At 36.3% G+C, this 25379-nt stretch carries 22 protein-coding genes and 5 tRNA genes; 13 read left to right on the plus strand and 14 right to left on the minus strand.

Annotated elements, in window-relative coordinates; all coding sequences use genetic code 11:
• Positions 1–113: 113 nt before the first annotated feature.
• From D1094_RS05055 to D1094_RS05065, 3 genes are all read left to right on the plus strand, one after another.
• Positions 114–1148, plus strand: a complete 1035-nt coding sequence (locus D1094_RS05055; protein ID WP_118958998.1) for an amino acid dehydrogenase — start codon at positions 114–116, stop codon at positions 1146–1148.
• Between the two features lie 78 nt (positions 1149–1226).
• Positions 1227–2093, plus strand: coding sequence for an ABC transporter substrate-binding protein (locus D1094_RS05060; RefSeq protein WP_118958999.1), 867 nt, complete (start codon positions 1227–1229; stop codon positions 2091–2093).
• A 106-nt stretch (positions 2094–2199) separates the two neighbouring features.
• Positions 2200–2844 (plus strand): GNAT family N-acetyltransferase, encoded by a 645-nt coding sequence (locus D1094_RS05065; RefSeq protein WP_118959000.1) that lies wholly within the window; start codon positions 2200–2202, stop codon positions 2842–2844.
• 80 nt (positions 2845–2924) lie between these two features.
• Here the strand turns inward: D1094_RS05065 and D1094_RS05070 are convergent, their stop codons facing one another.
• From D1094_RS05070 to thrS, 5 genes are all read right to left on the minus strand, one after another.
• Entirely contained in the window at positions 2925–4028 is a 1104-nt protein-coding gene (locus D1094_RS05070; protein ID WP_118959001.1) for a phosphoribosylaminoimidazolesuccinocarboxamide synthase, read from the minus strand.
• 274 nt (positions 4029–4302) lie between these two features.
• On the minus strand, positions 4303–4662 hold the full coding sequence (gene rplT / locus D1094_RS05075; RefSeq protein WP_118959002.1) for a 50S ribosomal protein L20: 360 nt from the start codon (positions 4660–4662) through the stop codon (positions 4303–4305).
• 15 nt (positions 4663–4677) lie between these two features.
• Positions 4678–4872, minus strand: a complete 195-nt coding sequence (rpmI, locus tag D1094_RS05080) for a 50S ribosomal protein L35 (protein WP_077284678.1) — start codon at positions 4870–4872, stop codon at positions 4678–4680.
• 144 nt (positions 4873–5016) lie between these two features.
• Positions 5017–5574, minus strand: coding sequence for a translation initiation factor IF-3 (gene infC / locus D1094_RS05085; RefSeq protein ID WP_118959003.1), 558 nt, complete (start codon positions 5572–5574; stop codon positions 5017–5019).
• A 192-nt stretch (positions 5575–5766) separates the two neighbouring features.
• Positions 5767–7677, minus strand: a complete 1911-nt coding sequence (gene thrS / locus D1094_RS05090; RefSeq protein WP_118959004.1) for a threonine--tRNA ligase — start codon at positions 7675–7677, stop codon at positions 5767–5769.
• A 452-nt stretch (positions 7678–8129) separates the two neighbouring features.
• Here thrS and D1094_RS05095 point away from each other — a divergent pair, with 452 nt between their 5' ends.
• On the plus strand, positions 8130–8891 hold the full coding sequence (locus tag D1094_RS05095; protein ID WP_147361053.1) for a hypothetical protein: 762 nt from the start codon (positions 8130–8132) through the stop codon (positions 8889–8891).
• 11 nt (positions 8892–8902) lie between these two features.
• On the opposite strand, the gene D1094_RS05100 is transcribed toward D1094_RS05095, so the two are convergent.
• Positions 8903–10564 (minus strand): NAD(P)/FAD-dependent oxidoreductase, encoded by a 1662-nt coding sequence (locus tag D1094_RS05100; protein ID WP_118959006.1) that lies wholly within the window; start codon positions 10562–10564, stop codon positions 8903–8905.
• A gap of 150 nt (positions 10565–10714) precedes the next feature.
• Between D1094_RS05100 and fdxA the strand changes: the two genes are divergently transcribed.
• The 7 genes from fdxA to rlmF all read left to right on the plus strand — a co-directional run bounded on the left by fdxA (position 10715) and on the right by rlmF (position 15664).
• Positions 10715–11047, plus strand: a complete 333-nt coding sequence (gene fdxA, locus D1094_RS05105) for a ferredoxin FdxA (protein ID WP_118959007.1) — start codon at positions 10715–10717, stop codon at positions 11045–11047.
• Between the two features lie 67 nt (positions 11048–11114).
• Positions 11115–12020: a fructosamine kinase family protein gene (locus D1094_RS05110; RefSeq protein ID WP_118959008.1), complete on the plus strand. Its 906-nt coding sequence runs from the start codon at positions 11115–11117 to the stop codon at positions 12018–12020.
• 106 nt (positions 12021–12126) lie between these two features.
• Positions 12127–12333 (plus strand): CPXCG motif-containing cysteine-rich protein, encoded by a 207-nt coding sequence (locus D1094_RS05115; protein ID WP_118959009.1) that lies wholly within the window; start codon positions 12127–12129, stop codon positions 12331–12333.
• A gap of 133 nt (positions 12334–12466) precedes the next feature.
• Positions 12467–13828: an MATE family efflux transporter gene (locus D1094_RS05120; protein ID WP_118959010.1), complete on the plus strand. Its 1362-nt coding sequence runs from the start codon at positions 12467–12469 to the stop codon at positions 13826–13828.
• Positions 13829–14003: 175 nt separating this feature from the next.
• Positions 14004–14080, plus strand: a tRNA-Val gene (locus D1094_RS05125).
• 154 nt (positions 14081–14234) lie between these two features.
• Positions 14235–14720 (plus strand): DUF2947 family protein, encoded by a 486-nt coding sequence (locus D1094_RS05130; RefSeq protein ID WP_118959011.1) that lies wholly within the window; start codon positions 14235–14237, stop codon positions 14718–14720.
• A gap of 2 nt (positions 14721–14722) precedes the next feature.
• Positions 14723–15664: a 23S rRNA (adenine(1618)-N(6))-methyltransferase RlmF gene (gene rlmF / locus D1094_RS05135; RefSeq protein ID WP_118959012.1), complete on the plus strand. Its 942-nt coding sequence runs from the start codon at positions 14723–14725 to the stop codon at positions 15662–15664.
• A gap of 39 nt (positions 15665–15703) precedes the next feature.
• Here the strand turns inward: rlmF and D1094_RS05140 are convergent, their stop codons facing one another.
• Positions 15704–16486 (minus strand): class II glutamine amidotransferase, encoded by a 783-nt coding sequence (locus tag D1094_RS05140; protein ID WP_118959013.1) that lies wholly within the window; start codon positions 16484–16486, stop codon positions 15704–15706.
• 262 nt (positions 16487–16748) lie between these two features.
• Here D1094_RS05140 and fadE point away from each other — a divergent pair, with 262 nt between their 5' ends.
• Together fadE and D1094_RS05150 are read left to right on the plus strand one after the other, a co-directional pair.
• On the plus strand, positions 16749–19178 hold the full coding sequence (gene fadE / locus D1094_RS05145; protein ID WP_118959014.1) for an acyl-CoA dehydrogenase FadE: 2430 nt from the start codon (positions 16749–16751) through the stop codon (positions 19176–19178).
• A 108-nt stretch (positions 19179–19286) separates the two neighbouring features.
• Positions 19287–19979, plus strand: coding sequence for a TetR/AcrR family transcriptional regulator (locus D1094_RS05150; RefSeq protein WP_118959015.1), 693 nt, complete (start codon positions 19287–19289; stop codon positions 19977–19979).
• A gap of 73 nt (positions 19980–20052) precedes the next feature.
• Here D1094_RS05150 and D1094_RS05155 read toward each other — a convergent pair whose 3' ends face one another.
• The 7 genes from D1094_RS05155 to dnaQ all read right to left on the minus strand — a co-directional run bounded on the left by D1094_RS05155 (position 20053) and on the right by dnaQ (position 25368).
• The gene (locus D1094_RS05155; RefSeq protein WP_118959016.1) at positions 20053–21873 is read right to left on the minus strand and encodes an acyl-CoA dehydrogenase C-terminal domain-containing protein; all 1821 of its coding nucleotides are present in this window, start codon (positions 21871–21873) and stop codon (positions 20053–20055) included.
• 734 nt (positions 21874–22607) lie between these two features.
• Positions 22608–22684 (minus strand) — tRNA-Asp (locus D1094_RS05160).
• Positions 22685–22747: 63 nt separating this feature from the next.
• A tRNA-Asp gene (locus tag D1094_RS05165) sits at positions 22748–22824 on the minus strand.
• 63 nt (positions 22825–22887) lie between these two features.
• Positions 22888–22964: transfer RNA gene (locus tag D1094_RS05170), tRNA-Asp, on the minus strand.
• A 63-nt stretch (positions 22965–23027) separates the two neighbouring features.
• A tRNA-Asp gene (locus D1094_RS05175) sits at positions 23028–23104 on the minus strand.
• A 189-nt stretch (positions 23105–23293) separates the two neighbouring features.
• Positions 23294–24631 (minus strand): TIGR03503 family protein, encoded by a 1338-nt coding sequence (locus tag D1094_RS05180; RefSeq protein WP_259337823.1) that lies wholly within the window; start codon positions 24629–24631, stop codon positions 23294–23296.
• The gene (dnaQ, locus tag D1094_RS05185; protein WP_118959123.1) at positions 24619–25368 is read right to left on the minus strand and encodes a DNA polymerase III subunit epsilon; all 750 of its coding nucleotides are present in this window, start codon (positions 25366–25368) and stop codon (positions 24619–24621) included. The genes D1094_RS05180 and dnaQ overlap by 13 nt, the downstream gene beginning before the upstream one ends.
• Positions 25369–25379: the final 11 nt, after the last annotated feature.

Raw genomic sequence — 25379 nt, forward strand, 5'->3', positions numbered from 1 at the left:
TGCGGTGAAATATTACAACATATGTTTCAGATAATATACCTATACTCAATGAAAACTAAGAACAAATGAGTGGATATTATGTTGATCACATTACAATAAAGAGAGATGTAGCAATGGCATTTTTTGATTTACCTGATTTTGATAATCATGAGCAAGTTGTTTTCTGTAGTGATGAAGAGAGTGGCTTAAAAGCAATTATCGCTGTACATAGCACGAAGTTAGGTGCGGCTGTTGGTGGCTGTAGATTATGGGACTACGCAAGTGATGAAGAAGCATTAATAGATGTTCTTCGTTTATCTAAAGGTATGACCTATAAAAACGCACTTGCGGGTTTATCGATGGGCGGTGGTAAATCTGTCATCATTGGTGATGCAAAAAGTATAAAGTCGGATACTTTGTTTAAAGCTTTTGGCAACGCATTAAATGGACTTAATGGTCGTTACTTGAGTGCTGAAGACGTAAATATTACCACCACAGATATTGCCATAGCTAATACTGTAACGCCTTTTGTAACCGGCACAGAAGGAAAAAGTGGTAACCCTGCCCCATTTACTGCATTAGGAACATTCTTAGGCATAAAAGCATCAGTTAAACATAAACTCAATCGTGATGATTTAACAGGTCTAACAGTAGCAGTACAAGGCTTAGGTAGTGTAGGTTTTGCTTTATGTGAACACCTTCATAAAGCAGGTGCAAAACTTATCGTGACAGATATTAGTAGTGAATCGCTTGATAAAGCAGCAACAACTTTTGGTGCAACCGTTGTAGGCCTTGATGAAATATATCATCAAGAAGTCGACATATATGCCCCGTGTGCTCTAGGTGCAACGATTAATGATGAAACTATTGACCAAATTAAAGCAAAAATAATTGCCGGTTGTGCCAACAATCAATTAGCTGAAAGTAAACATGATCAAGCTCTAGTTGAACGTGGAATTTTATATGCCCCAGACTATGTTATTAATGCTGGTGGTATTATAAATGTCTCATTTGAAAATGATTACTGTGCAGAAAAGTCGACCAAAAAAGTTGAAGAAATCTATAACACTTTACTTAAAATCTATACTAAAGCTGACAATGACAAGCGCCCTACGGGTATCATTGCTGATGAAATGGCACAAGAAATCATTAGAAATGGTGGGAAATAACACCAAAATAAAACTTTTATAAGCTTTTTAACGTGTTTTACTATACTTGCTAGTATCTCTAATTTTTAAGTACTAGCAATGAAGCCATCCCCTCTAATCATACTGCTTATACTACTCTTTTCATTTAAATGCTTTGCAGTAATAACGGTTACAACAACAGGTAAACAAAAACCTGATGACGCTAGTCATGATTATTTTACCGGTTTACTCCGACTAGCACTTATTGAAACCAGCCAAGAATATGAAAATGCCATCATCCAAACAGTACCTCATCCAGGACAAGAACGCGTAATTAAGCTGCTTGCTATGGGTGCTTTTTATGATGTAGCGTGGACAGGTACCTCAAATGCTAGAGATGAAAAATTACATAAAGTACCTTTTCCATTATTTAAAGGAGGCTTAGGTTGGCGAGGGCTTATCATTCGTCGAGATACACAAGAGAAGTTTTCTGGTATTAAATCTGTAGCAGATTTAAAAGATACCATTCTCTGTCAGGGCTCACATTGGCCTGATGCAGATATCCTTGAGCATAATGGATTAACAGTTTATCGAGCAGGACATTTTGATGCCATGCTACAAATGGTTGTGTTAAAACGTTGCGATGCGCTTCCTTTAAGCGTTTTTGAGGGTCAAGCAGAACTCGAATTAGTACAAAAGAGTTTTCCAGAACTTATGTTTTATCAAGGGTTAATTATACGTTACCCGTTAACTATGCACTTTTTTGTTAACTTAGCCAAAGATGAATTAGCTGAGCGACTCAACATAGGTTTAGAAAGACTGCAAAGTTCGGGGCAATTTGATCAATATATGCAACAGCACAGGCTTACTAAAAATGCATTTCCATTAAGTCAATTTATCGATGCACAAGTTATTAATCTTAATAATCCAGAAATCGAAAATAAAAGCCCAAATAAATATTTTTTAAAATGGCCAAAACATAATTAAACACGTAAAGCAGTATATTTAACATGACTTGTTAGCCAAGTTAATAGAGAATATAAGAAATTTAATCAACACAAAAAAGTATTAATAATAGTACTTTTAAAACCTTATGAATGTATCAATTGAGTTCAAAAAACCCGAAATAACCACTGCCTTTGATTGGCAACTTTCTCAAGAAGTTAATGTCAAAAATGAAAAGGGAATGGTTATTGCCAAAGCAGAAATTGAATTAATTACTTTAAATAAACATAGAGATGCCAATAAAAGCTATGAAATGCTTGAACAGCAACAAGGCAGTACTGATTGGGAGATCCCTTTAAACTTATTTTTTAAAGGGCAAAACTTAGCTCAAAACCTATGTGAAGCTTTAACAGTTACCGCTGATAATAAAAAAGCTAAAACACATATAATGCTAGAAGCGATCAGTGTTATACCTGATTATCGTAATCAAGGCGTAGCTAAATACTTATTAACAGAGATAATGAAGCACTATAATAAGGCTCAATCAGTTACCGCCTTTAGTATGCCGTTAGGAGATTTTGTTGATGCTGATGACTGTGAAGATGAAGACAACAAACTCTATTATCAGCAATTAGATTTACAAAGTGATGCTGTAAATCAAGTATCATTAGCCCAATTTTTTAAGCAAGTTGGTTTTATTGAATATAACGTTGATGACTCTTTACTTGCTGAGCCATTAGCATTTAATATTTTTGTCGCAAGTCAATCAACAATTGCTCATCATACTGATTAGTCAACTTTCATTGAAAAGTATTAAAGTAATAGAAACAAAAAATCCCAGTATTGACTGGGATTTTCATTCATTAAAAGAGGTTAATCAACTAATTGATATTGCTCTTTTAGAATAGTAATTATTTCTGCTTTAGGGTTTTCAGACAAGATAATTTTCTTCCCTGTAATTTTTTCTGCGATATCTATATAAGTTTTTGAAACATTCATCAAAACAGACTCAGGTAGCTCGTTATCACGAGCCAAAGCTTCACGCTCTTTCATTCTATCTTTATTTAATAAAATATCAGGATCAGGAAAATGGCTAAGTAGTAATTGTCTAAAACCTTCTTTAGATTTTTCTACAACATTACCAGCGCGATATTGTTCACCATCCCAAATACGTGATGAATCAGGCGTTCCCACTTCATCCATATAAATAAGCTTGTCATTACCTGCGCTGTCTGTAACATAGCCAAATTCAAACTTAGTATCGACAAAGACTTGATCAAGTTTTGCTAACGCATCACTAATAACATCAAAACCTTCTGTTAGTAATTTTTCATAAAGCGCAATATCGTCTTTAGATTTAAAATTAAACGCAGCAAAATTATCTTCAATATTTTTTCGGGTGATGTTGACATCATCGACTGCTGGAACACCCGGTATTCCTTTTAAGATACCTTTAGTTGACGGTGTTTGCAGTAACTCAGGAAGCTTAGAATCTTTCTCTAACCCTTCTGGTAAAGCGATACCACAAAAGTCTCGTTCACCTTTAGTATAAGCACGCCACATAGAACCCGTAATATATTGACGACAAATCGCTTCAATCATCACTGGCTTTGCTTTTTGTACGATCCAAACAAATGGATGCGGTATATCTAAAATATGACTATCCGCTAGGCCCTGCTCTTTAAATAATCTAAACCAATGGTTCGATATTGCATTTAATGCAGCTCCTTTACCCGGAACACCTTTCATGCCACCTTCACCTTGCCAGATACAGTCAAAGGCAGAAATACGATCACTAATCACCATAATAGCTAATGGTGTGTCTTGTGCAACATCGTAACCTTTCTCTTGAATAAGGCGTTTGCTATCAGCGGCGGTTAACCAATAAACACTACGCACTTTACCACTGTGAACTGGCGCATCAGTACGAATAGGTAAATCATTATTTACTGCTAAAATTTGCTCAGCAAGACTCATGGTACTAACCCTTTATCTTAAATTTATTTGTTAATGTAATGAATATTATCTCAGCAGTAAAATAGCATTGATTACATAAACTCAACTTTTAAATTCTGCAAATTGTTGTCTATATTTTGCAGCTAATAGATATGAAAGCAAGGAAAACACGCGGAGCTTATAAGTATAAGTGAGCATATTTAACGACACTTTCGTGATTATTAGCAATAAAATATCACAACAAAAAGAAAAGGACGCTCGAAAGCGTCCTTATCTATTTAAAGCTTTTTCAATTCTATGCAGCTAAAGAAGCTTGCGCTTTTTCAACTAAGAATGTGAATGCTGCTTTGTCGTATACTGCGATGTCAGCTAGGATCTTACGATCGATTTCAATAGAAGCCTTTTTAAGACCATTAATGAAACGGCTGTAAGATAAACCATTTTGACGAGCTGCCGCGTTAATACGAGCAATCCAAAGTTGACGGAATTGACGCTTACGTTGACGACGGTCACGGTATGCGTATTGGCCAGCTTTAGTTACAGCTTGAAAAGCAACGCGATAAACGCGACTACGAGCACCGTAGTAACCTTTAGCTTGCTTTAAAACCTTCTTATGACGTGCACGCGCTTGTACACCACGTTTTACTCTTGCCATTTTCTATCTCTCCTATTAACCGTGACGTAAAAGTTTTTTAACTGACTTGATGTCAGAAGCAGCAATCATGCATTTAGCACGTAAATGACGCTTAACTTTTGTACGACGTTTAGTCAAGATATGACGTAAACCAGCTTGTTTGAACTTATAGCCAGTTGCTGTTGCTTTAAAGCGCTTTGCAGCACCTTTATTGGTTTTCATTTTAGGCATGTGAATAACTCCGCATTGTTATGCCAAATTTAAGTAGCCAAGGCGAAAATAACGTTACCATTATTTTACTTGCAAGCCTTTACTACCGCGTAAAGATAAAGTTGGTGAATAACTGAAACCAGCTATTACTTGTCAAACCAAGTATTATCTATTTTTAGGGGCTAAGACCATCACCATTTGTCGTCCTTCCGCTCTACGAGGGAAAAACTCAACTACAGTAAGTTCTTCTAAATCGTTTTTAACACGAGTTAAAAGCTCAATACCTAGTTCTTGGTGGGCCATTTCTCGGCCACGGAAACGTAATGTTACCTTGACCTTATCGCCGCCTTCTAAAAAGCGCTTCAGGTTGCGTAGTTTGACCTGATAATCGCCTTCATCTGTACCAGGACGGAATTTAATTTCCTTAACCTGAATTTGTTTCTGCTTCTTGCGTTGTTCTTTTTGTTCTTTAGATTTCTCATAAAGAAATTTACCGTAGTCCATCACTCGACAAACAGGAGGTTTAGCGGTTGGGCTTATTTCCACAAGATCTACACCAGCATCTTCAGCTTGGTCCATTGCTTCATTTAATGTAACAATGCCACCTGCTTCGCCGTCAAACTTAATTAAACGAATTTCGTTACCTGGGATATCTGTGATTAACTCATTTAAACGATGTGCTGGCTCTTTACGTCCGCCTCGTTGTCCACCTTTAATAGCCATGTTCCTCCAAAAGAACTTTTATATCTATTTATGTATTGTTCTTTTACTTTGTTTCTATATTAGCTACTAGACATTAATTGTTATTAATGTTGTTGTGCCTAATCGAACAAAGTAAAATTGATGTTATCTTTCTAGCATTATTACCAAAAAGATAACTTTTTTATAATATCAGATTTAAGTGCTTTAATTATATTACTGGCGATTATTTACTTCGTCAGTCATTTTGGCAATAAAGTCTTCAATCGACATTTTTCCTAAATCTTCACCACTTCGCGTTCTGATGGCAATTTCGCCAGCTTCCATTTCTTTGTCACCTACAACTAACAAATATGGAACACGCTTTAAAGTGTGCTCGCGGATTTTAAAGCCTATCTTCTCATTTCTCAAGTCTAGTTTTGCTCTAAATCCATTTTCTTTTAGTTTTTTTACAACTTTTTCACAATATTCGCTCTGTTTGTCGGTAATATTCATCACAGTTGCTTGAATTGGTGATAACCACGTTGGGAATTTCCCTGTGTATTCTTCAATCAAAATACCGATAAAACGCTCTAACGAACCTAAAATTGCACGATGGATCATCACAGGAACATGTTTTTCGCCATCTTCACCAATATAAGAAGCATCTAAACGACCTGGTAATGCAAAGTCTAATTGTACAGTACCACACTGCCAATTACGACCTAAGCAATCTTGTAAGGTGAATTCTATTTTTGGACCATAAAATGCACCTTCGCCAGGTAGGTATTCAAAAGCGATACCTAAGTTATCAAGTGCACTCGCAAGGCCTTGTTCTGCTTTATCCCAAATTTCATCACTACCTATACGTTTTTCAGGGCGTGTAGAAAGCTTAACGATGATATCTTCAAAACCAAAGGTTTTGTAAACATCGTAAACCATTTTAATACAAAGACTTACTTCATCTTGCACTTGCTCTTCAGTACAAAAGATATGCGCATCATCTTGAGTAAAGCCGCGTACACGCATTAAACCATGTAAAGAGCCTGAAGGTTCATTACGATGGCAACAGCCAAACTCCCCCATTCTCAAGGGTAAATCACGGTAAGATTTTAAACCTTGATTAAAAATTTGAACATGACCAGGACAGTTCATTGGTTTAATGGCATATTCACGTTTTTCAGATTCAGTAGTAAACATAGCATCGCCATATTTTTCCCAGTGACCTGATTTCTCCCAAAGTACACGATCCATCATTAATGGGCCTTTTACTTCGTCATAATCATACTCATGTAACTTTTCACGAACAAACTTTTCTAATTCCGTGTAAATAGTCCAACCGTCATTGTGCCAAAACACCATACCTGGTGCTTCTTCTTGCCAATGGAATAAATCTAACGTTTTACCAATTTTACGATGATCACGCTTTTCTGCTTCAGCAAGGCGTTGAATATATGCTTTTAATTGTTTTTTATCAGCCCATGCAGTGCCGTAAATACGTTGAAGCATTTTGTTATCAGAATCACCTCGCCAGTATGCACCCGCAATTTTCATTAATTTAAAGTGGTGACAATGACGCATGCTTGGAACATGAGGACCACGGCACATATCAATGTATTCTTGGTGATGATAAAGTGCAGGTGTGTCTGACTTATCAATATTTTCATTAAGAATTTCTAATTTGTATGTTTCACCACGCTCAGAAAATGCGTCATATGCATCTTGCCATGAGCCAGTTTTCTTAATTACTTCATAACCGGTACGTGCTAATTCAGTCATACGCTTTTCAAGCTTGACTAAGTCATCTTCTGTAATAGTCTCTTCAAGATCGACATCATAATAGAAACCATTATCAATGGTTGGGCCAATCGCCATTTTTGTATTTGGCCATAATTGCTTAATTGCATGCCCTAATAAATGTGCACAAGAGTGTCGGATGATCTCAAGTCCTTCGTCATCTTTACTGGTAATCAATTGCAGGGTTGAATCTTCAGCGATCAACTCACAAGCATCGACTAAATTACCATTGATACGACCAGCGATAGTCGCTTTCGCTAAACCAGGACCGATATCTAGTGCAACGTCCATTACTGAAACAGCATTATCAAATGCGCGTTGAGAACCATCAGGGAGAGTTATTACAGGCATGTATTTTCCTTTTATCAGTGGCGGCGCACACGTAGCGTCGCTTGATTTTATTTGAATTTAATTTTTTTATAAAAAGAGCAGAAAGTTCTTTTTAAAAGTATTTTACTGGGCGGTGATTGTAAAAGCCTTCCCCCCTTTACACAAGGCTTTTCATGAGAAATTTATTACGTACATGATCGCTAATAGCAAAATGAGCTAACAGGTACTGAGATTAATGTTTAGGAGGCTCTTTTGGTTATCTTTATTAAAGGTATACTAAAAAGGAACATGTTGAACTTTTAAGATGAACTTTGCCGTGATTTCTGTCAGTAAAACAGCGAGTAAATTCTAAAAATTAACAGTATTACTTGATAGTAGTATTCAACGAAATAAGTAATAATAAGCGATTGATGTGCGCAGTAATATTCAACATCCCCTATCCCCCTAATACTTAACAAATAATTTTTATGATAATGACTTGGCTTAACAAAAGAAAATTAGGTTTATTGCTAGCAATAACTATTTTGTTCCATTACTCAAATGTTCAAGCCGCAAATATTGCTGATAACACCTCACCAGTAGTTACATGGAAAGTTTGGAAAAAAAATCATCAAATTGAAGTAAGTTACCGTTCGAGCCTGATTAAAAATGATGAAAACATACCACTCCTTGAAATTAAAGCGACACTAAACGTTGACTCAAGTTTGTCAGCTTTTTTACTTTTCCTTCAAGATGTAGAAAACACCCCAAATTGGTTAGTTAATGCAAAGAAAAGTGAAATTACTCATCAAACTTCTGTTCAGGAAAATCAGTTTTATGTTGAATTTAAAGGGTTTTGGCCGATAAAAGAAAGGTTACTATTTATTAAATCTCGTTATTGGCAAAATAAAGACTTGTCAGTAAATATTGCTATTGAGGATGCTCGAGACAATGTAATTTATCAATATTTCCCTAAAGAGAGCAACGATATAATCAAGGTAAACATCCATCAGGCTCATTGGAAATTAACACCTAAACTTCGAATCAACACGTCAATGAAAACAGTTAATCAGTTACAGATTGAATATCAATTTATCGCTGATGTAGGAGGTAATATCCCACAATGGCTAGTCAGACATTTTTCATTAAAATCAATATGGAAAAGTATGAGAAATATAAACCGACAACTGCCACAATCATCGTGGCAGCAGCATCATATCCCTCATATTATCGAGTTATCTAATAAGATTAAATAAACATGTTTTATTTAATCACTTGCTACCATTGATAAAGCGATGGCCTCGGCAACTTTTATACCATCGATACCTGCAGATAAAATACCACCGGCATAACCAGCCCCTTCACCCGCGGGATAAAGCCCTTTTGTATTGATACTTTCAAAGCTTTCTTTATCACGCGTAATTTGAATAGGCGATGATGTTCTTGTTTCTACGGCTGTTAATGTTGCTTCATCCATTGAGAAGCCTTTTATCTTTCTTTCAAAAGCAGGCAGTGCTTCACGGATAGCTGCAACAGCGTAATCAGGTAATGCTTCACTCAAATCACAATAGGTAACACCGGGCTTATAAGAAGGAATTACGCTGCCATGTTCTCCTGTTTTTCTACCCGCAATAAAATCACCAACAAGTTGAACAGGTGCATCATAGGTTTCCCCACCGAGTATAAATGCCTTTTCTTCTAAACGTCTTTGAAAATCAATGCCTGCCAGTACATTCGATGTATCACCGTCTTCAGTGTAATCTTTTGGTTCGATTCCAACGACAATGGCACTGTTTGCATTACGCTCATGACGTGAATATTGACTCATCCCGTTAGTGACAAGACGCTTTTCTTCAGAAGCTGCAGCAACGACAGTTCCACCTGGGCACATACAGAAGCTATATACAGAACGACCATTTTTACAATGATGTACCAGCTTGTAGTCTGCAGCACCTAATATAGGGTTACCGGCGTTTTCTCCAAACCTAGCATCGTCAATAACTGATTGTTCATGCTCGATACGAAATCCTACTGAAAAAGGTTTCGCTTTTATAAAGACGCCTTGGTCGTGTAACATCGCAAAGGTATCTCTTGCACTATGCCCAATGGCTAATGCAATATGATTGGTTTCAATGTGTTCACCTGAAGCAAGCGTTAATCCAGTAACCTCACGGTTTTGCTGAATACTTTCGATGGGTTCGTCACTTGGTTTAGTATCGGCAAAATGAATTTCCTCTACTCTTTGTCCAAATCTTACTTCGCCCCCTAATGCAATAATCTTAGCGCGCATTTGTTCTACCATAGTGACTAATTTAAATGTGCCTATGTGAGGTTTACTCACATACAAAATTTCTTCAGGTGCGCCGGCCTCAACAAATTCATTTAATACTTTTCTACTGTAATGTTTTGGATCTTTAACCTGGCTATAAAGCTTTCCATCTGAAAAAGTACCAGCGCCACCTTCACCAAATTGTACATTTGATTCGGTGTTAAGAATTTTTTTTCGCCAAAAACCAAACGTGTCTTTCGTTCTTTCTCTTACCTCTTTTCCGCGCTCTAATATGATTGGTTTAAACCCCATTTGCGCTAAAAGTAAACCAGTAAACAAACCACATGGCCCTAACCCTATAACAACGGGGCGTTTATTCACATTTTTAGCCTGTGCGACGTACTTATATTCCATATCAGGAGTTAACTTCACTTTATTGTCATTGGCAAAATCAATTAATAACTGTTCTTCATTTGAAGTTTCAACATCTACGGTATAAATTAAAATAATACTCTTTTTGCGCCTTGCATCATAACCACGCTTAAACACAGTAAACGAAATAAGTTGCTCTTGATTTATTGAAAGTTTAGCTAAAATGGCTTGTTCTATAGCTTCTTCTGGGTGATCTAAGGGAAGTTTTATATCGGTAAGGCGTATCATCGTTTAAGATCCAAAATTGGCAAGAGGTAAAAACTGGCAGCATTTTACCTGATTGTATGTCAATGTGAAAACAAGAGATTGAATTTACTGTCAACGAAGGTATGATGCAGCCATTTTGTAAACCAAATATCATTTAAAAAGTGGGTGAACATGGCATTTGTTGTCACTGATAATTGTATTTTATGTAAGTATACTGATTGCGTTGCTGTGTGTCCTGCGGACGCTTTTTATGAAGGGCCCAATTTTTTAGCCATTAATCCTGACGATTGTATAGATTGTGACTTGTGCCCTGTTGAATGCCCTGCTGGGGCAATATTTCAAGAAGATGAAGTCCCCGAGCACCAAAAGGACTTTATTGAATTAAATAAAGAGTTATCCCAAGTTTGGCCAAGAATAACCGAACTAAAGCCCGCATTAAAAGATGCTAAAAAATGGGATGGTGTTGAAAATAAATTAAAGTATTTAAAAGTAGAGAGTGAATAAAGCTCCTTCTTGTTTTTAATAATACAGCTATACTCTACATACTATCAATAACCTTTTGGTAATCGCTATGTGGCAATGCGTTGAACAAGCGATCAGTATTGAAACAGCTCGCCCCTTTAAAATTATTCGCAAGGAAGCAATATCTCATGGCGCAGCAAGCTATGCTATAGGTGATTACGACCCTCCCCTTAACCTTTCATATAAAGTTTCCGATAATCAAAGAAGCTTTTTTATTAAACTTAATAAGAAAGAATGCTTAGCAAACTTCCAAGCTGAAGCGTATTCGCTGAAAAAATTACAAGCCCTCAATATCATCTCTTGCCCTAATGTGACAGGTATTGGTACCAGTTTAGATAAAAGCTTTCTTATATTAGATTATGTTGAGTTTAATAAAGCTAAGCCAAGATTTTGGTATCAGTTAGGTCAACAATTAGCTCAAGTTCACTATGAAACAAAACATGGCCAATTTGGCTGGCCTCATGATAATTTTATTGGACAAACAATCCAACCCAATAATTGGAGTAGTAATTGGCGAACATTTTTTGCTAATCAAAGAATTGCATGGCAATTACAGTTACTCTCTGAAAAGTCAGTGCTTATTGGTGACATTGATCATATTGCACAAACTTGTCATGACGCGCTTCTTCATCATAACGTCGAACCCTGTCTAGTACATGGTGATTTATGGCAGGGTAATACTGGTTTCACAGCAAATACAGCAATGATATTCGATCCTGCAAGTTATTATGGTGACAGAGAGGTAGATATTGCCATGACTGAATTATTTGGTCATTTCCCCCGAGATTTTTATCGTGGCTATCAAGCAGAATATCCCTTAGATGCAGGTTATGAGCAAAGAAAACTGATTTATAATTTTTATCACATTTTAAATCATGCCAACATATTTGGTGGTTTTTATGTTGAACAAGCAAAAGCAATGCTAAACCGAATTATGGCACTACAGTTACATTAAGGCATTAGCACAGTAATTATCGATTAAACACGTGGCAGAATATTAGAAAAGAATCATACTTGTTGTGAAGTTTAAGATAAAAGTTGACGTTTGTAAGGAGGAAATTATGCAACCTAAATTAAGTGAACAGCGCATATCTTGCCCGCATTGTGGTCATCATATACATACGACGATTGACTCATCTGCTGGTGATCAAAACTACTACGATGAATGCCCAGCTTGTTGTAAAGAAATTCATTATAATCTTCATATAGATGAGTATCACCAAAAAATTCAACTCGCGGTTGATAGTGATGACGAGCAAGTTTTTTAATAAGTTATGTTAATTATTGTACTGGGCTTGTTTGATGTTTGTTTCTTGACTATGATGCAGCCTTATAAATACTTGACGGTATAATTATCAAGGTGTTTTCTCGTTTTCATTCCTCCCTAAATAAGCTTACTTAATGAACATTTCTGCATTTAAAACCCATACTAAAAGCTTATTAAAGCTCACCTACCCCATTTTAGTTGCCCAACTCATTCAAAATTTAATGGGCTTTGTTGATATTGTTATGGCTGGTCGAGTTAGTGCCACTGATTTAGCCGCGGTTGCCGTTGCTAATAGCATCTGGTTACCACTTATACTGACTGTTTACGGTGTAATTATGGCTCTAGCTGCGATTGTGTCTCAACTTGCTGGAGGAAAAAAGTATAACGATGTTGTTGAACAAACCTATCAAACTGCTTGGATAGCGCTTTCTTTTGGCCTAGTCCTTATTGGATTATATTATTTACTCGCCCCCATCATCTTGCCATTAGTCACTTTAGAAAGTGACTTAACAGCATTAATGTTTGATTATTTGGGTTTTATTGTCTGGGGAGCGCCTGGATATTGCCTATATTTAGTATTGCGAAATTATTCAGAAGGCATGTCTTACACTAAACCCACCATGTTAATTAGTTTAATTGGCTTATTAGTTAACATACCCGCTAACTACATTTTTATTTATGGAAAGTTAGGTGTGCCAGCTTTAGGCGGTGCAGGTTGCGGTGTAGCAACTGCATTAGTATATTGGGCGATGTTTATTAGCATGTTAACTTATTGTGCTTTATCCAATATATTAAAAAAAGCCAACTTGTTTTCAACATTTTATTGGCCAAACTTTTCAGAAATTAAAATCATTTTAGCTTTAGGTATCCCTATCGCTTTATCTTTACTATTTGAAGTAAGTTTATTCTCAGTCGTCGCCATTATTCTCGTTCCGTTTGGCGCTGAAATTGTAGCGAGCCATCAAATTGCCTTAAACTTTACCTCGCTAATATTTATGGTGCCACTAAGCATAGCAATGGCGGCAACCATTAAAGTGGGGTTTGCTGTTGGCGAGAATAACCTTAAAGAGGCAAAAAGTTATTGTTCATACGCGATAATATTAGGGCTTATACTCGCTTTATTTACTGCCTTTATAACGGTGGTGTTTAGACATCATATTGCGGGAGTTTATAGTACAGAAAATGCCGTAGTAGAATTAGCGGCAAGTTTAATATTGCTCAGTACTCTCTATCAATTTTCTGACACCATTCAGGTTGTGTCGGCAGGCGCCCTTCGCGGTTATAAAGACACCAAATCCATTTTATATATTACTTTAGTCTCTTATTGGTTTGTTGGTTTAACTGTTGGTGTTGTATTAGGTATAACAGATTGGATAGTCCCCAAAATGGGACCTTATGGTTTTTGGATAGGTTTTATCGTCGGTTTAACAACTGCAGCTATCTTACTTTCATGGCGGTTAAGAGTCATTCAAAAAAGATTTGAGCTGTCAACTTAAGCCATAAGAAAATGTATTTATAAACCTATGGTAAACTTCGCATAAAAAGCAGACATTTCGACGCTTATATGAACAACTAAAACGATTTTTTGCTTATTCTACTGAAAACTACTTGCAAGCAACATTGGCAGAAGCTAACATAGCGCCCGTTGATTAAGTCAATCAGATATATTATACGTCCGTAGCTCAGTTGGTTAGAGCGCATCCTTGACATGGATGAGGTCGGTGATTCAAATTCACTCGGACGTACCACTCTCTTTATTTCAAACTCCATGTCCCTCAAACTTCTACATACATTATTTTTACAGTGTTGTTAAGTTGAACTAAGCAATAACGATTAAAACAATACTTTGTTATTTATTGATAGCTGATATAATTCAAAGGGTCTTTTCTTAAGGTTTTATAAATGAACTATCTTCCTATTGAACAATTAAAGAATGCTTGGGTTTTCAAGCATAAAAGCCTACCTATTGCTGAAGCTGATTTAATAAAAATTAAGCCTATGACAATACAACGTTCAACTGTGCTATGGGATACCTTTATCAGTAAAAAGGCTGATCACCCTGATTTTTTTCAAAAAGGTGACTGGGCTTTCGATAAGAGCAACTGGATAGAGCAAGGGAAATGGGAAGGCATTTGGGATGGTGACGAGCCAGATTTACCTACCTTAATTACTGACCATTTAGCTTGGGATAATAACACGGTGGTTTATTTCTGTAGTGACAGAAACCTTGTTATAGAAACAACTTGGCAAATATTTAAACAATACTGGAAGAACTTTCTTTTCATGGATGATGGCACCATCCTTTTCGGTAAAAAGCGCAACGAAGCAGTGCAATTTAATAACACGGGCTATTTTAAAATAGGCAACAAACCTCACATTAACTTATAGTTATGACTAAGCAAACAGTAATTAATAAAACGAATCTCCACCCTAGAAACCTTCATAATAATGGTTATGACTTTACTTTACTGTGCAACACATTACCTGAATTAAAGCCCTTATTAATTACTAACAAATATAATAATCAACTAACCATAGATTTTAGTGATAGCAATTCGGTAAAAGCATTAAATCATGCGTTACTCAAATTCCATTATCACATAAAAAGTTGGAATATTCCTGAGCAAAACTTGTGCCCTGCAATTCCTGGACGAGTTGATTACATACACTATTTACAGGATTTGTTATCGAGTACTAATTTACCTTCTGCCTTTAAAGATAAAAGTATTGTCGTTCTTGATGTTGGAACTGGTGCAAGTTGTATATATCCTCTGCTTGGTCACCAAGTATATGGATGGCATTTTATTGCGTCTGATATAGACTCAAATTCAATTAATAATGCAAAGAGTATTCTTCAATGCAATGTACCTCTAGTTGATTCTATTGATTGTCGATTGCAATCAGATCATAAAAATTTTTTTAATGGGATCATAAAACAAGATGAAATAATTCATATGACTTTATGTAATCCGCCCTTTCATAAATCACTTAAAGAAGCCAATCAAGGCAGCCAGAACAAATGGCAGAATTTAGCAAAATCAAACACTACTGCTAGCAAACAAAGCAAAGGTTCAACTAAACTAAATTTTTCCGGACAAAAAGCAGAGCTTTGGTGTGAGGGCGGAGAGTTAGCTTTTATTCGTAATATGATAAAAGAAAGTAAACAATTCAAAAACCAAGTGTATTGGTTTACTTGCTTAATCTCTCAAAAAGATAATTTATTCTTAATTAAACAAGCAATTAAAAAAGCAAATGCCAATCAAGTAAAAGTGATTAAAATGGCACAAGGCAACAAGACAAGCCGCTTTATTGCATGGAGTTACTTTCATTGAACACTGTAGCAAGTATAGCGATAGTGTCTGTCACAATGACTACTTACTTTCTCCTGCAATAGACTCACCTAAACAAAAAAGTTGCCATTGTTGAGGTGCCATTTTGTTCCATGTTTCATCATCTGTAAGCGGTTTTGTCGCAATAACAGTTACCACGTCATTTGGTGTTGTTTCTTTTTGAAAATCAACAGCCATTTCTGCATCAATTAAGCTAGCTTGACCAAAGGGTGCACGACGGGTTAAGTAATGTAAATTATTAGAACAATAGGCAAAAAGCGATTCCCCATCAGTAATAATAATATTCGCTACACCGAGAGCATCGATTTTACGGCTTAATTTGGCAATAAAGCTAAACAACACTATTTTATCTGGCTCTTGTGCACCAAACTCAATATGAAGCTGATCTAATATCCAGCAAAATGCATGTTCACTATCAGTTGTACCAATTGGCAGGTGCAACTTAACAGGTAACTCATTTTTAAAATCTTTTAATTGCCCATTATGGGCATAAGTCCAATTTTTACCCCACATTTGACGAATAAAAGGGTGAGTGTTTTCTAAACAAACGGCACCTGAATTTGCTTGCCTTATATGACAAACTACCGCTTCGCTTTTCATTGGATACTTTGTTACTAACTCTGCTATCGGTGACTGAGCACTAGGCATTGGATCTTTAAAACTACGACACCCTTTACCTTCATAAAAGGTAACGCCCCAACCATCGCTATGAGGCCCTGTATTCCCTCCCCTTTGCATTAAACCACTAAAACTAAAGCAAATATCCGTTGGTACATTTGCTGACATGGCAAGAAGCTCACACATAAAATTAAATACCTATATTTTTCAGAGGGTTAATTATATCAAAAAATGACTCAGTTACTCATCAATAGAATAAAATCAATCAAAAAAGACAAACCAAATAACTCACGTTATTAACTTAGTAAAAATATAATTTACTATCTTAAACTAAATGTTCTATAAATAGAGTATAACATTCAGAAAATATGATTAAAATTCAATTACTTTAATTTTAGTTTAATACATTAATCAATATGATTAAGTCAGTTTATATAAAGGAATAAATGTGGATATTACTATTTGGTTAATTATTGCAATTTCATTAACGTGGTTTATGACTTATGTAAGAGCTTCATTATCAAGCTATACATTCAGCTTCATCGCGTTATTGGCTATAGGAAGCTTCTTCGATGTCATTGGTATCGTATCATGGCTCTTATTTGCGGTAATCGCACTCCCTTTAAATATTGATAGTATTCGACATCAGTTTATCAGCATGCCTTTATTATCTCTTTTTCAAAAAATAATGCCTCAAATGTCTTCTACAGAACAAGAAGCTCTCGATGCAGGTACCACATGGTTTGATGCTGATTTATTTAGAGGTAACCCTGATTGGAAGAAACTTCATAATTTTCCAAAACCAAGATTAAGCAGCGAAGAACAAAGCTTTTTGGATGGACCTGTTGATGAAGTTTGCTCTATGGTATCTGATTGGCATACAACTCATGAAATTGCCGACTTATCACCTGAAGTATGGCAGTACTTAAAAGATAATAAATTCTTCGCCATGATCATTAAAAAGAAATATGGAGGCTTAGAGTTTTCTGCATACGCTCAATCAAGGGTTTTACAAAAGTTAACCGGCGTAAGCTCTGTATTAGCAAGTACTGTAGGCGTTCCTAATTCGTTAGGTCCAGGTGAATTATTGCAAGAATACGGCACTAAAGAACAGCAAGATTACTATCTTCCTCGTTTAGCAAAAGGGGATGAAATCCCATGCTTTGCCTTAACTAGCCCAGAAGCGGGTTCTGATGCAGGAGCTATTCCAGATACAGGTATCATTTGCTATGACGACTTTGATGGAGAGAAAGTACTAGGAATGCGTTTAAATTGGGACAAGCGATATATTACTTTAGCTCCCATAGCCACCGTATTAGGTTTAGCGTTTAAACTACAAGATCCTGAGCACTTAATTGGCGAAACAACAGACTTAGGTATTACCTGTGCACTGATCCCAACAAATATTAAAGGTATTGACATTGGACGTCGTCATTTCCCATTAAATGTGCCCTTTCAAAATGGCCCTACACAAGGAAAGGATGTATTTGTTCCTTTGGATTATATTATCGGCGGTAAAGAGATGGCCGGCCAAGGTTGGCGAATGCTTGTTGAATGCCTTTCAGTAGGTAGAGCGATAACACTTCCTTCAAACAGTGCTGGCGGCGTTAAAACAATGGCATTAGCCACAGGCGCATACTGTAGAATAAGACACCAATTCAAGATGCCTATTGGCAAAATGGAAGGCATAGAAGAAGCATTAGCACGTATTGGTGGCAACGCTTACGTTATGGATGCTGTTACGACGATGTCGACTGGCGCTATTGATTTAGGTGAAAAACCATCGGTTATTTCTGCAATATCTAAATACCACTTAACAGAAAAAATGCGTTCATCTATCATCGATGCAATGGATATCCACGGTGGTAAAGGTATTTGCATGGGCCCTAATAATTATTTAGCACGCGGATATCAAGGTGCTCCTATCGCGGTAACAGTGGAAGGAGCAAACATTTTAACACGCAGTATGATAATTTATGGTCAAGGAGCTATTCGCTGTCATCCTTATATTCTTGCCGAGTTACAAGCCGCAAATAACGAAGATAAAGTCCAAGCACTCAATGAATTTGACCATGCATTGTTTGGTCATGTAGGGTTTAGTATTAGTAACATTAGCCGAAGTTTATGGTGCTCATTTACTGGTTCACACTTTCTTTCAAGTCCATTTAATGATCAAACAAAACGTTATTATCAATTGCTTACTCGTTTTAGTTCAAACTTAGCTATGTTATCTGATATTGCCATGCTTGTTATGGGCTCTGACTTAAAAAGAAAAGAGCGTATATCTGCACGTCTTGGCGATATATTAAGCCATTTATATTTAGCCAGCGCTTCTTTAAAACGTTTCAATGATGATGGGCGACCAAGTGATGATATCCCCTTAGTGAGTTGGGCTGTTGAAGACTCTTTATATTCTATACAACAAGCCATGATTGAATTGCTTGATAACTTCCCTAACCGCTGGGTTGCTCGCTTCCTTCGCTTTGTAATATTTCCCATGGGAAGTTGGTTAACTAAACCTTCTGATGACATTGACCACCAAGTTGCTCAATTATTACAAAACCGTAACTCAGCAAGAACTCGATTAGGTAAAGGGCAATACCTAACACGTAACGAAAGCAATTTATTTGGTAAATTAGAGCAAGCATTAGATGACGTTATTCAAGCTGAAGAGGCTTTTAAAAAAGTTTGTATAGCGCTAGGAAAAAACCTTGCTTTCACACAACTAGATAAACTAGCTGAAAAAGGTTTAGAAATTAAAGCAATATCTGAAACTGAATCAGAATACTTAATTAAAGCAGAGAAAAGCCGTCGATGGACAATTGCTGTTGATGATTTCGCCTCTGATGAGTTAATAGCTGCTAAATACAAAACTTAAGGTATTGCGCATAAACGTAATAAGCCATAACAACATTTTTTTAGAAAAAACAAAAACAAATGTTAATATGGCGTTAATTTATTTTTATTATGATTAAGTAACAAATTTATGACGCTGTTAAACACTGAAAGTATTATTCCTGAGCCTATAAAGTCGTCACCAACAAGGCGCACTAAAGGCGAGAGAACAAGAGAAAGAATTTTAGATGCTACTATCGAAGTTCTTGCACAAAAGGGCATAAAAGGAACTACTCATCGAGCTATTGCCCTTGAAGCAGATTTACAGCTATCTTTAACGACCTATTACTTCAAAGATATTCAAGAATTAATACAGCAAGCTTTTAAACATAATTCAGAGAAAATTTTATCACGTAGTGATAATGTACTTGAACAAGCATTCAGTTTGTTGAATGCTACAGATAAAACGAGTTTAAGAAAAAGCACAGTTAAAGCCACTATTTGCCAGCAGCTCACCGAAATGACTACGGCTTATTTACTTGATCATATTGAAAACCAAGCTAAATCACTTGCTGTAGAACAGCTATTATTTACAGAAATACAGGTAAGTCCTGTTCTAAGAGAGTTAGCGCAATTGCATGAGCAAGCGCAGTTACTTCCTTTTGAGCATATATGTAAGTTTTTCAATAAAGTAGATCCTGAACTTGATGCAAAATTAATGAGAACTATTTTTACGCAGCTTAAATATAGTTTACTTGCAAAACAACAAAGTCATGAAAAAAATGTAGAAGAGGTCAAATTAACCACCAATAAAATAATTAGTTGGGTTATCGGAGTTAAATAAATTTGTACGAATTTTTGGCAATAAAAAACGCACAATATCATTGTGCGTTTTTTGATTTTAGGTTAATCACTCATTACAAAAATGAAAGCAACTCTGGATCTAATTGCATTAAGGTTTTAGGATCTTCCATCATAGTTTTAGCATGAGATTTAGTTCGCGGAAGCATTCGATTAAAATAGAACTCTGCCGTTTTTATTTTAGCACGATAAAAATCTCTGTTTTCCACATCAGTGGCTAGTTTTTCATAAGCTGATTGCGCCATTTGAGCCCAAAAATATCCCATTACGATATAACCTGAATACATCAAATAATCTACCGAAGCAGAGCCTACAATATCACGGTTCTTTTTAGCCTTAAGTGCAAGGCGAAGTGAGTATTGTTGCCAATTTGCAACGGCTTTACTTAAAGGCCAGATAAATTTATTCATTTGACGTTTATGCGGGTTCTTCGACAATACACTTTTATCTTTACAGAATAATAACACTTCTTTAGTAAAAGTATTTAATGACTTACCACGGGTGAGCAGTATTTTTCTACCTAATAAATCAAGAGCTTGTATGCCTGTTGTTCCTTCATACAATGTAGAAATCCTTGCATCTCGAACAATTTGCTCCATTCCCCATTCTTTAATATAACCGTGACCACCAAAAATTTGTAAACCGTTATTGGCACTTTCTAAACCTAATTCAGTTAAAAAAGCTTTTAGGATTGGTGTAATGAAACCAAGTTTGTCATCTGCTTTTTGACGATCTTCTTCCGTTTTTGCCATTTCAATTTCATCAACTAACTTCGCTGCATAGTAAATCATTGCACGACCACCTTCAGATATGGCTTTTTGAGTCATTAGCATTTTGCGAACATCAGGATGAACAATAATAGGGTCAGCTACTTGCTCTGGGTTTTTCTTACCCGTTAATGAACGCATAGAGAGGCGTTCTTTTGCGTAAATTAAAGAGTTTTGATAGGCCAATTCAGCACTACAAACACCTTGAAGAGCCGTACCTATACGAGCCGTATTCATAAAGGTAAACATGCACTCTAAGCCTTTATTTTCAGGCCCAATTAAGACACCTTGTGCATTATCAAAATTAAGCACTGCGGTGGCAGATGCTTTAATACCCATTTTATCTTCAATAGAACCACATGTGACGTTGTTTCCTTCGCCTAAGTTACCTTGTTGATCAGTTTGTATTTTTGGCACAATAAACAAAGAAATACCACGGGTTCCTGCAGGCGCATCTGGTAAACGAGCTAGCACAATATGAATTATGTTCTCTGTTAAATCATGCTCACCAGCAGAGATAAAAATTTTAGTACCCGTAATATTATAAGTGCCATCACCATTAGGAACTGCTTTGGTTTTCACTTGACCTAAATCTGTACCACATTGCGGTTCAGTTAAACACATTGTGCCTGTCCACGTTCCTTCTGTTAAACGTGTCAGGTATAGTTCTTTCTGCTCTTTAGTGCCATGAGTTTCTACCGTATTCATTGCACCATGACTTAAACCTGGATACATTGCCCAAGACCAATTCGCCGTCCCCATCATTTCAGACTTAACCATACCTAAAGATGGTGGTAAACCTTGACCACCATGCTCTAATGGGTGAGATAATGATTGCCATCCACCTTCAACGTACTTTTGATAAGCATCTTTAAAACCTTTAGGTGTTGTAACGTTGCCATTATCAAACTGACAACCTTCTTTATCACCACTTTGGTATAGAGGCAGTAATTCATTTTCACAGAATTTCGCACATTCTTGAAAAATGGCGTCAACTAAATCAGGAGTGGCCTCTTCAAACTCTGGAAATTTCTCGTAATGAGAATAATAGCCAAATACATCTTTTAGTAAAAAATTGATATCTGCTACAGGTGCTTTGTAAGTTAGCATGAAAAAACTCCAATCACTTATTGTGAGAATTATATAATTTATAACAATGATTAAAGCACTGGTCGTACCACTATTTCAAGTTATTTTTTCATTTTTTTAAAAAATTAACAATAATCGTTACATTTAAATAGAGCAACTTATTAAAATATTATTTAAATTTGCAAATTTAAAACACTTGAACTGTCTAGTGAAATCTGGGAAGTCCAAACAGTACTACATCACTATTAATAATATTATTTTGCGTAAAGAAGTGACCACTTATAACGGGCATGGGCGACAGACATTAAAACAAATATAAATTTGTGTGGTTTAGCTTTTCTGCATCAAACAAGTTTTATGAAGTTACCTTGGTGTACATGCGATCCCAAAGGGTTAGTTTTAAAGGCTTATATACATCGTTATTGATTTTGACAAGGGAATATTCATTCTCTGCAATCAATGCATTGCAGAGAATGGAGTAGGTACTTAGATTATGTTTTGAACGTGTAACTTTTGCTTTTAAGCCTTTAAATTGTAGCTAAGAGATCACTTTCTTATAAGGGTTCCGATAAAGCTCAACCATGAAAGAAATGAAAGCTAATAGACTGAGTAGCCTCTAAAGAGTCTTAGTTCAGCAAATTTTGTGAAATAAATATAGGATGTAACGATCAGAAGTTGATATCAGCAAATAGTATAAATAAATTAATGTGTTTGAAGGAGTATATAACAGAAATGACATTTTTTATTTAGCAAATTGGCGGAGTGGACGGGACTCGAACCCGCGACCCCCGGCGTGACAGGCCGGTATTCTAACCAACTGAACTACCACTCCGCGATCTTGCTTTTGAATAGTTAACGATATTCCTATCGCATCACGATGATGAATAAACAAAATTGGCGGAGTGGACGGGACTCGAACCCGCGACCCCCGGCGTGACAGGCCGGTATTCTAACCAACTGAACTACCACTCCGCGATCTTGCTTTTGAATAGTTAACGATATTCCTATCGCATCACGATGATGAATAAACAAAATTGGCGGAGTGGACGGGACTCGAACCCGCGACCCCCGGCGTGACAGGCCGGTATTCTAACCAACTGAACTACCACTCCGCGATCTTGCTTTTGAATAGTTAACGATATTCCTATCGCATCATAATGATGAATAAACAAAATTGGCGGAGTGGACGGGACTCGAACCCGCGACCCCCGGCGTGACAGGCCGGTATTCTAACCAACTGAACTACCACTCCGCGATCTTGCTCTGCATTCAACAACATGTCGTTGAATGCGGCGAGATAATACGGTTATGAGACGTCGCAGTCAACCCCTTTTTTAATAAAAATGTTCGTCTGAGCATTTGATGTGCAAAATGATGGTTTTACAAACATATTTTAGGCAAAATATGACGGGGTTAATTACCCTATCCAGATTGTTTATATTTACTTACTACGCTTTTTCTTTATAAATCGTAAGCCAAAGAAAGTTAATATCGCTATTATAATAATAACTGCATTACCTATAACAATGATAAGGATATTGTGATCTGCTTGTGCTTTTTGTTGTTCTAACGCGATTTCTTTTTCTTTTAAGGCTGCTTGCTTTGCTTTTTGCTGTTCTTCAAAAGTATTAACTGCGGTATCAGGTTCATTTAAATCTGGTACTAAGACATTTATCTCTTCAGGTTTAATGTTGAAAGTATGTTCTTTCATCACAAGTCGAAATTCACGGCCATCCTTTGTTTTACCAAACGCACTAATATTAACTCGATATAAACCAGATTCAGTATATTCAATCTCTTTTTGTCTCGATACACCCGAAGACTCCATTATCGAAAATGGCTCTACTTGCCTATCTGGAAAAGTCACTTTACCTTGGAAAATTAAACTGTCTGGGTCTACATGAGTATCATCTATGGTTAAGTGCAATACATGCGGTTTTTTTTCACTCGTTGATTCCTCAACTTTTATATCTACAGGAGTATGCAATAACATAATTGCTGATTGACGAAGCTCACGTGTTGCCATAGGTAATTTAACCAAATATACCGGCTGCCATTCTCCTGCTGCAAAATCTAAAACAAACTCACCTGTAAAGGTACTATCATTAGCATATTCATCTAATCCTCGACCATCGTCTCTAAATGAAGTCACTTTTATCGCATCAGCGCCAAAATTATCGTAACTTGAATTGTTTGTGCTGTAAAAATTCACATCTAAGTTAACAACCGCTTTAAAGCTTGGGCTATCAATAGCCTTTTCACCGTTAAATAAGCGACCTTCCACTTTAAGTGTTTCACCAGAAAAAACAATGTTAGGTAATGGCTCTACTCTAATAGTGACATCAGAAACAACAAGTATTTGACTATTAGGTAAAATATCGCCAATTGCTTGCCATGGACCTGGCATAGGTTTTTTTATTTTGATCATATCGAACGTACGATCATCAAACCACTGAACTTTTTCACTATCGAAGCTGTTAACTCTGAGTTTACTACCATCAGGGCGAACTAAAATAATGGGGACACTACCCTGTTTACGATAAAAGATTAATGTTATCTCTTCTAATTCACTATCAATTCTAAAGCGATTGTCAAAATAAGGTATTTGATTAGTTTTATTATCCGTCTGTAAATACTCAACCGCTGCTTTATTAATAATATCTTTCTTGTTACTACTTGATGCAGCCGATAAATGATGACTAAAAATCATTATAAAAAGAATAGTCAATGATTTAACATGACTTGAAAGTGAGGTAAGTCGCTTTATCAATATTTCCAAAGTGGTTGCCCGCCCTTTTCTTTTATTATGTTCAATCTATCTTTATGTGCTTCCTTTTCATCGGCAGACGCTTTAATAATCTTTAATTTATTCCTATTATCAGTCAATCTTCTTATATCATCAGCATTCGTATTTTCATCACTACCAGCAGATAAATTAAATGTTGACTGCTTTCGTGTCATCTCAATGTAAACAAAAGCAAGCAATTGCGCATCGATTAACGCCCCGTGATAAGTACGGTCAACTAATTTATCTACTCGATAAAATCTTGCTAAATAATCGAGTGTTTTCGGTGAGCCAAATTCGTCTTTAGAAACATGTAAGGTATCGATAATAGTGCATATATCATGGGTCATTGGCACCTTATCTTGAGCTCGATTAATCGAGTTAAACAATGCAAATTCATGATCCATAAAACCAACATCGAACTTAGCATTATGAATAACTAATACTGCACCTCGAATAAAATCGATAAATTCATGCACTACTTGAGAAAAGTTAGGCTTATCCTCTAAAAAATCATTTGTTAAACCGTGAACATCAATTACTTCTTGTTCCATAACAAGTGTTTGCCCCTTCGCATCAAGGGGTTTTATATAGGCATGATAATTTCGACCTGTTAATTGCCTGTTAACCATTTCTACGCAACCAATCTCTATAATACGATGCCCTTCCCTTGGGTTTATACCCGTAGTTTCCGTATCTAATATGATTAAGCGTTCTTCTTGTAATGGCATTGCGTTGTCAG

This window comes from Colwellia sp. RSH04 (assembly GCF_003545765.1).
Lineage (GTDB): Bacteria > Pseudomonadota > Gammaproteobacteria > Enterobacterales > Alteromonadaceae > Colwellia.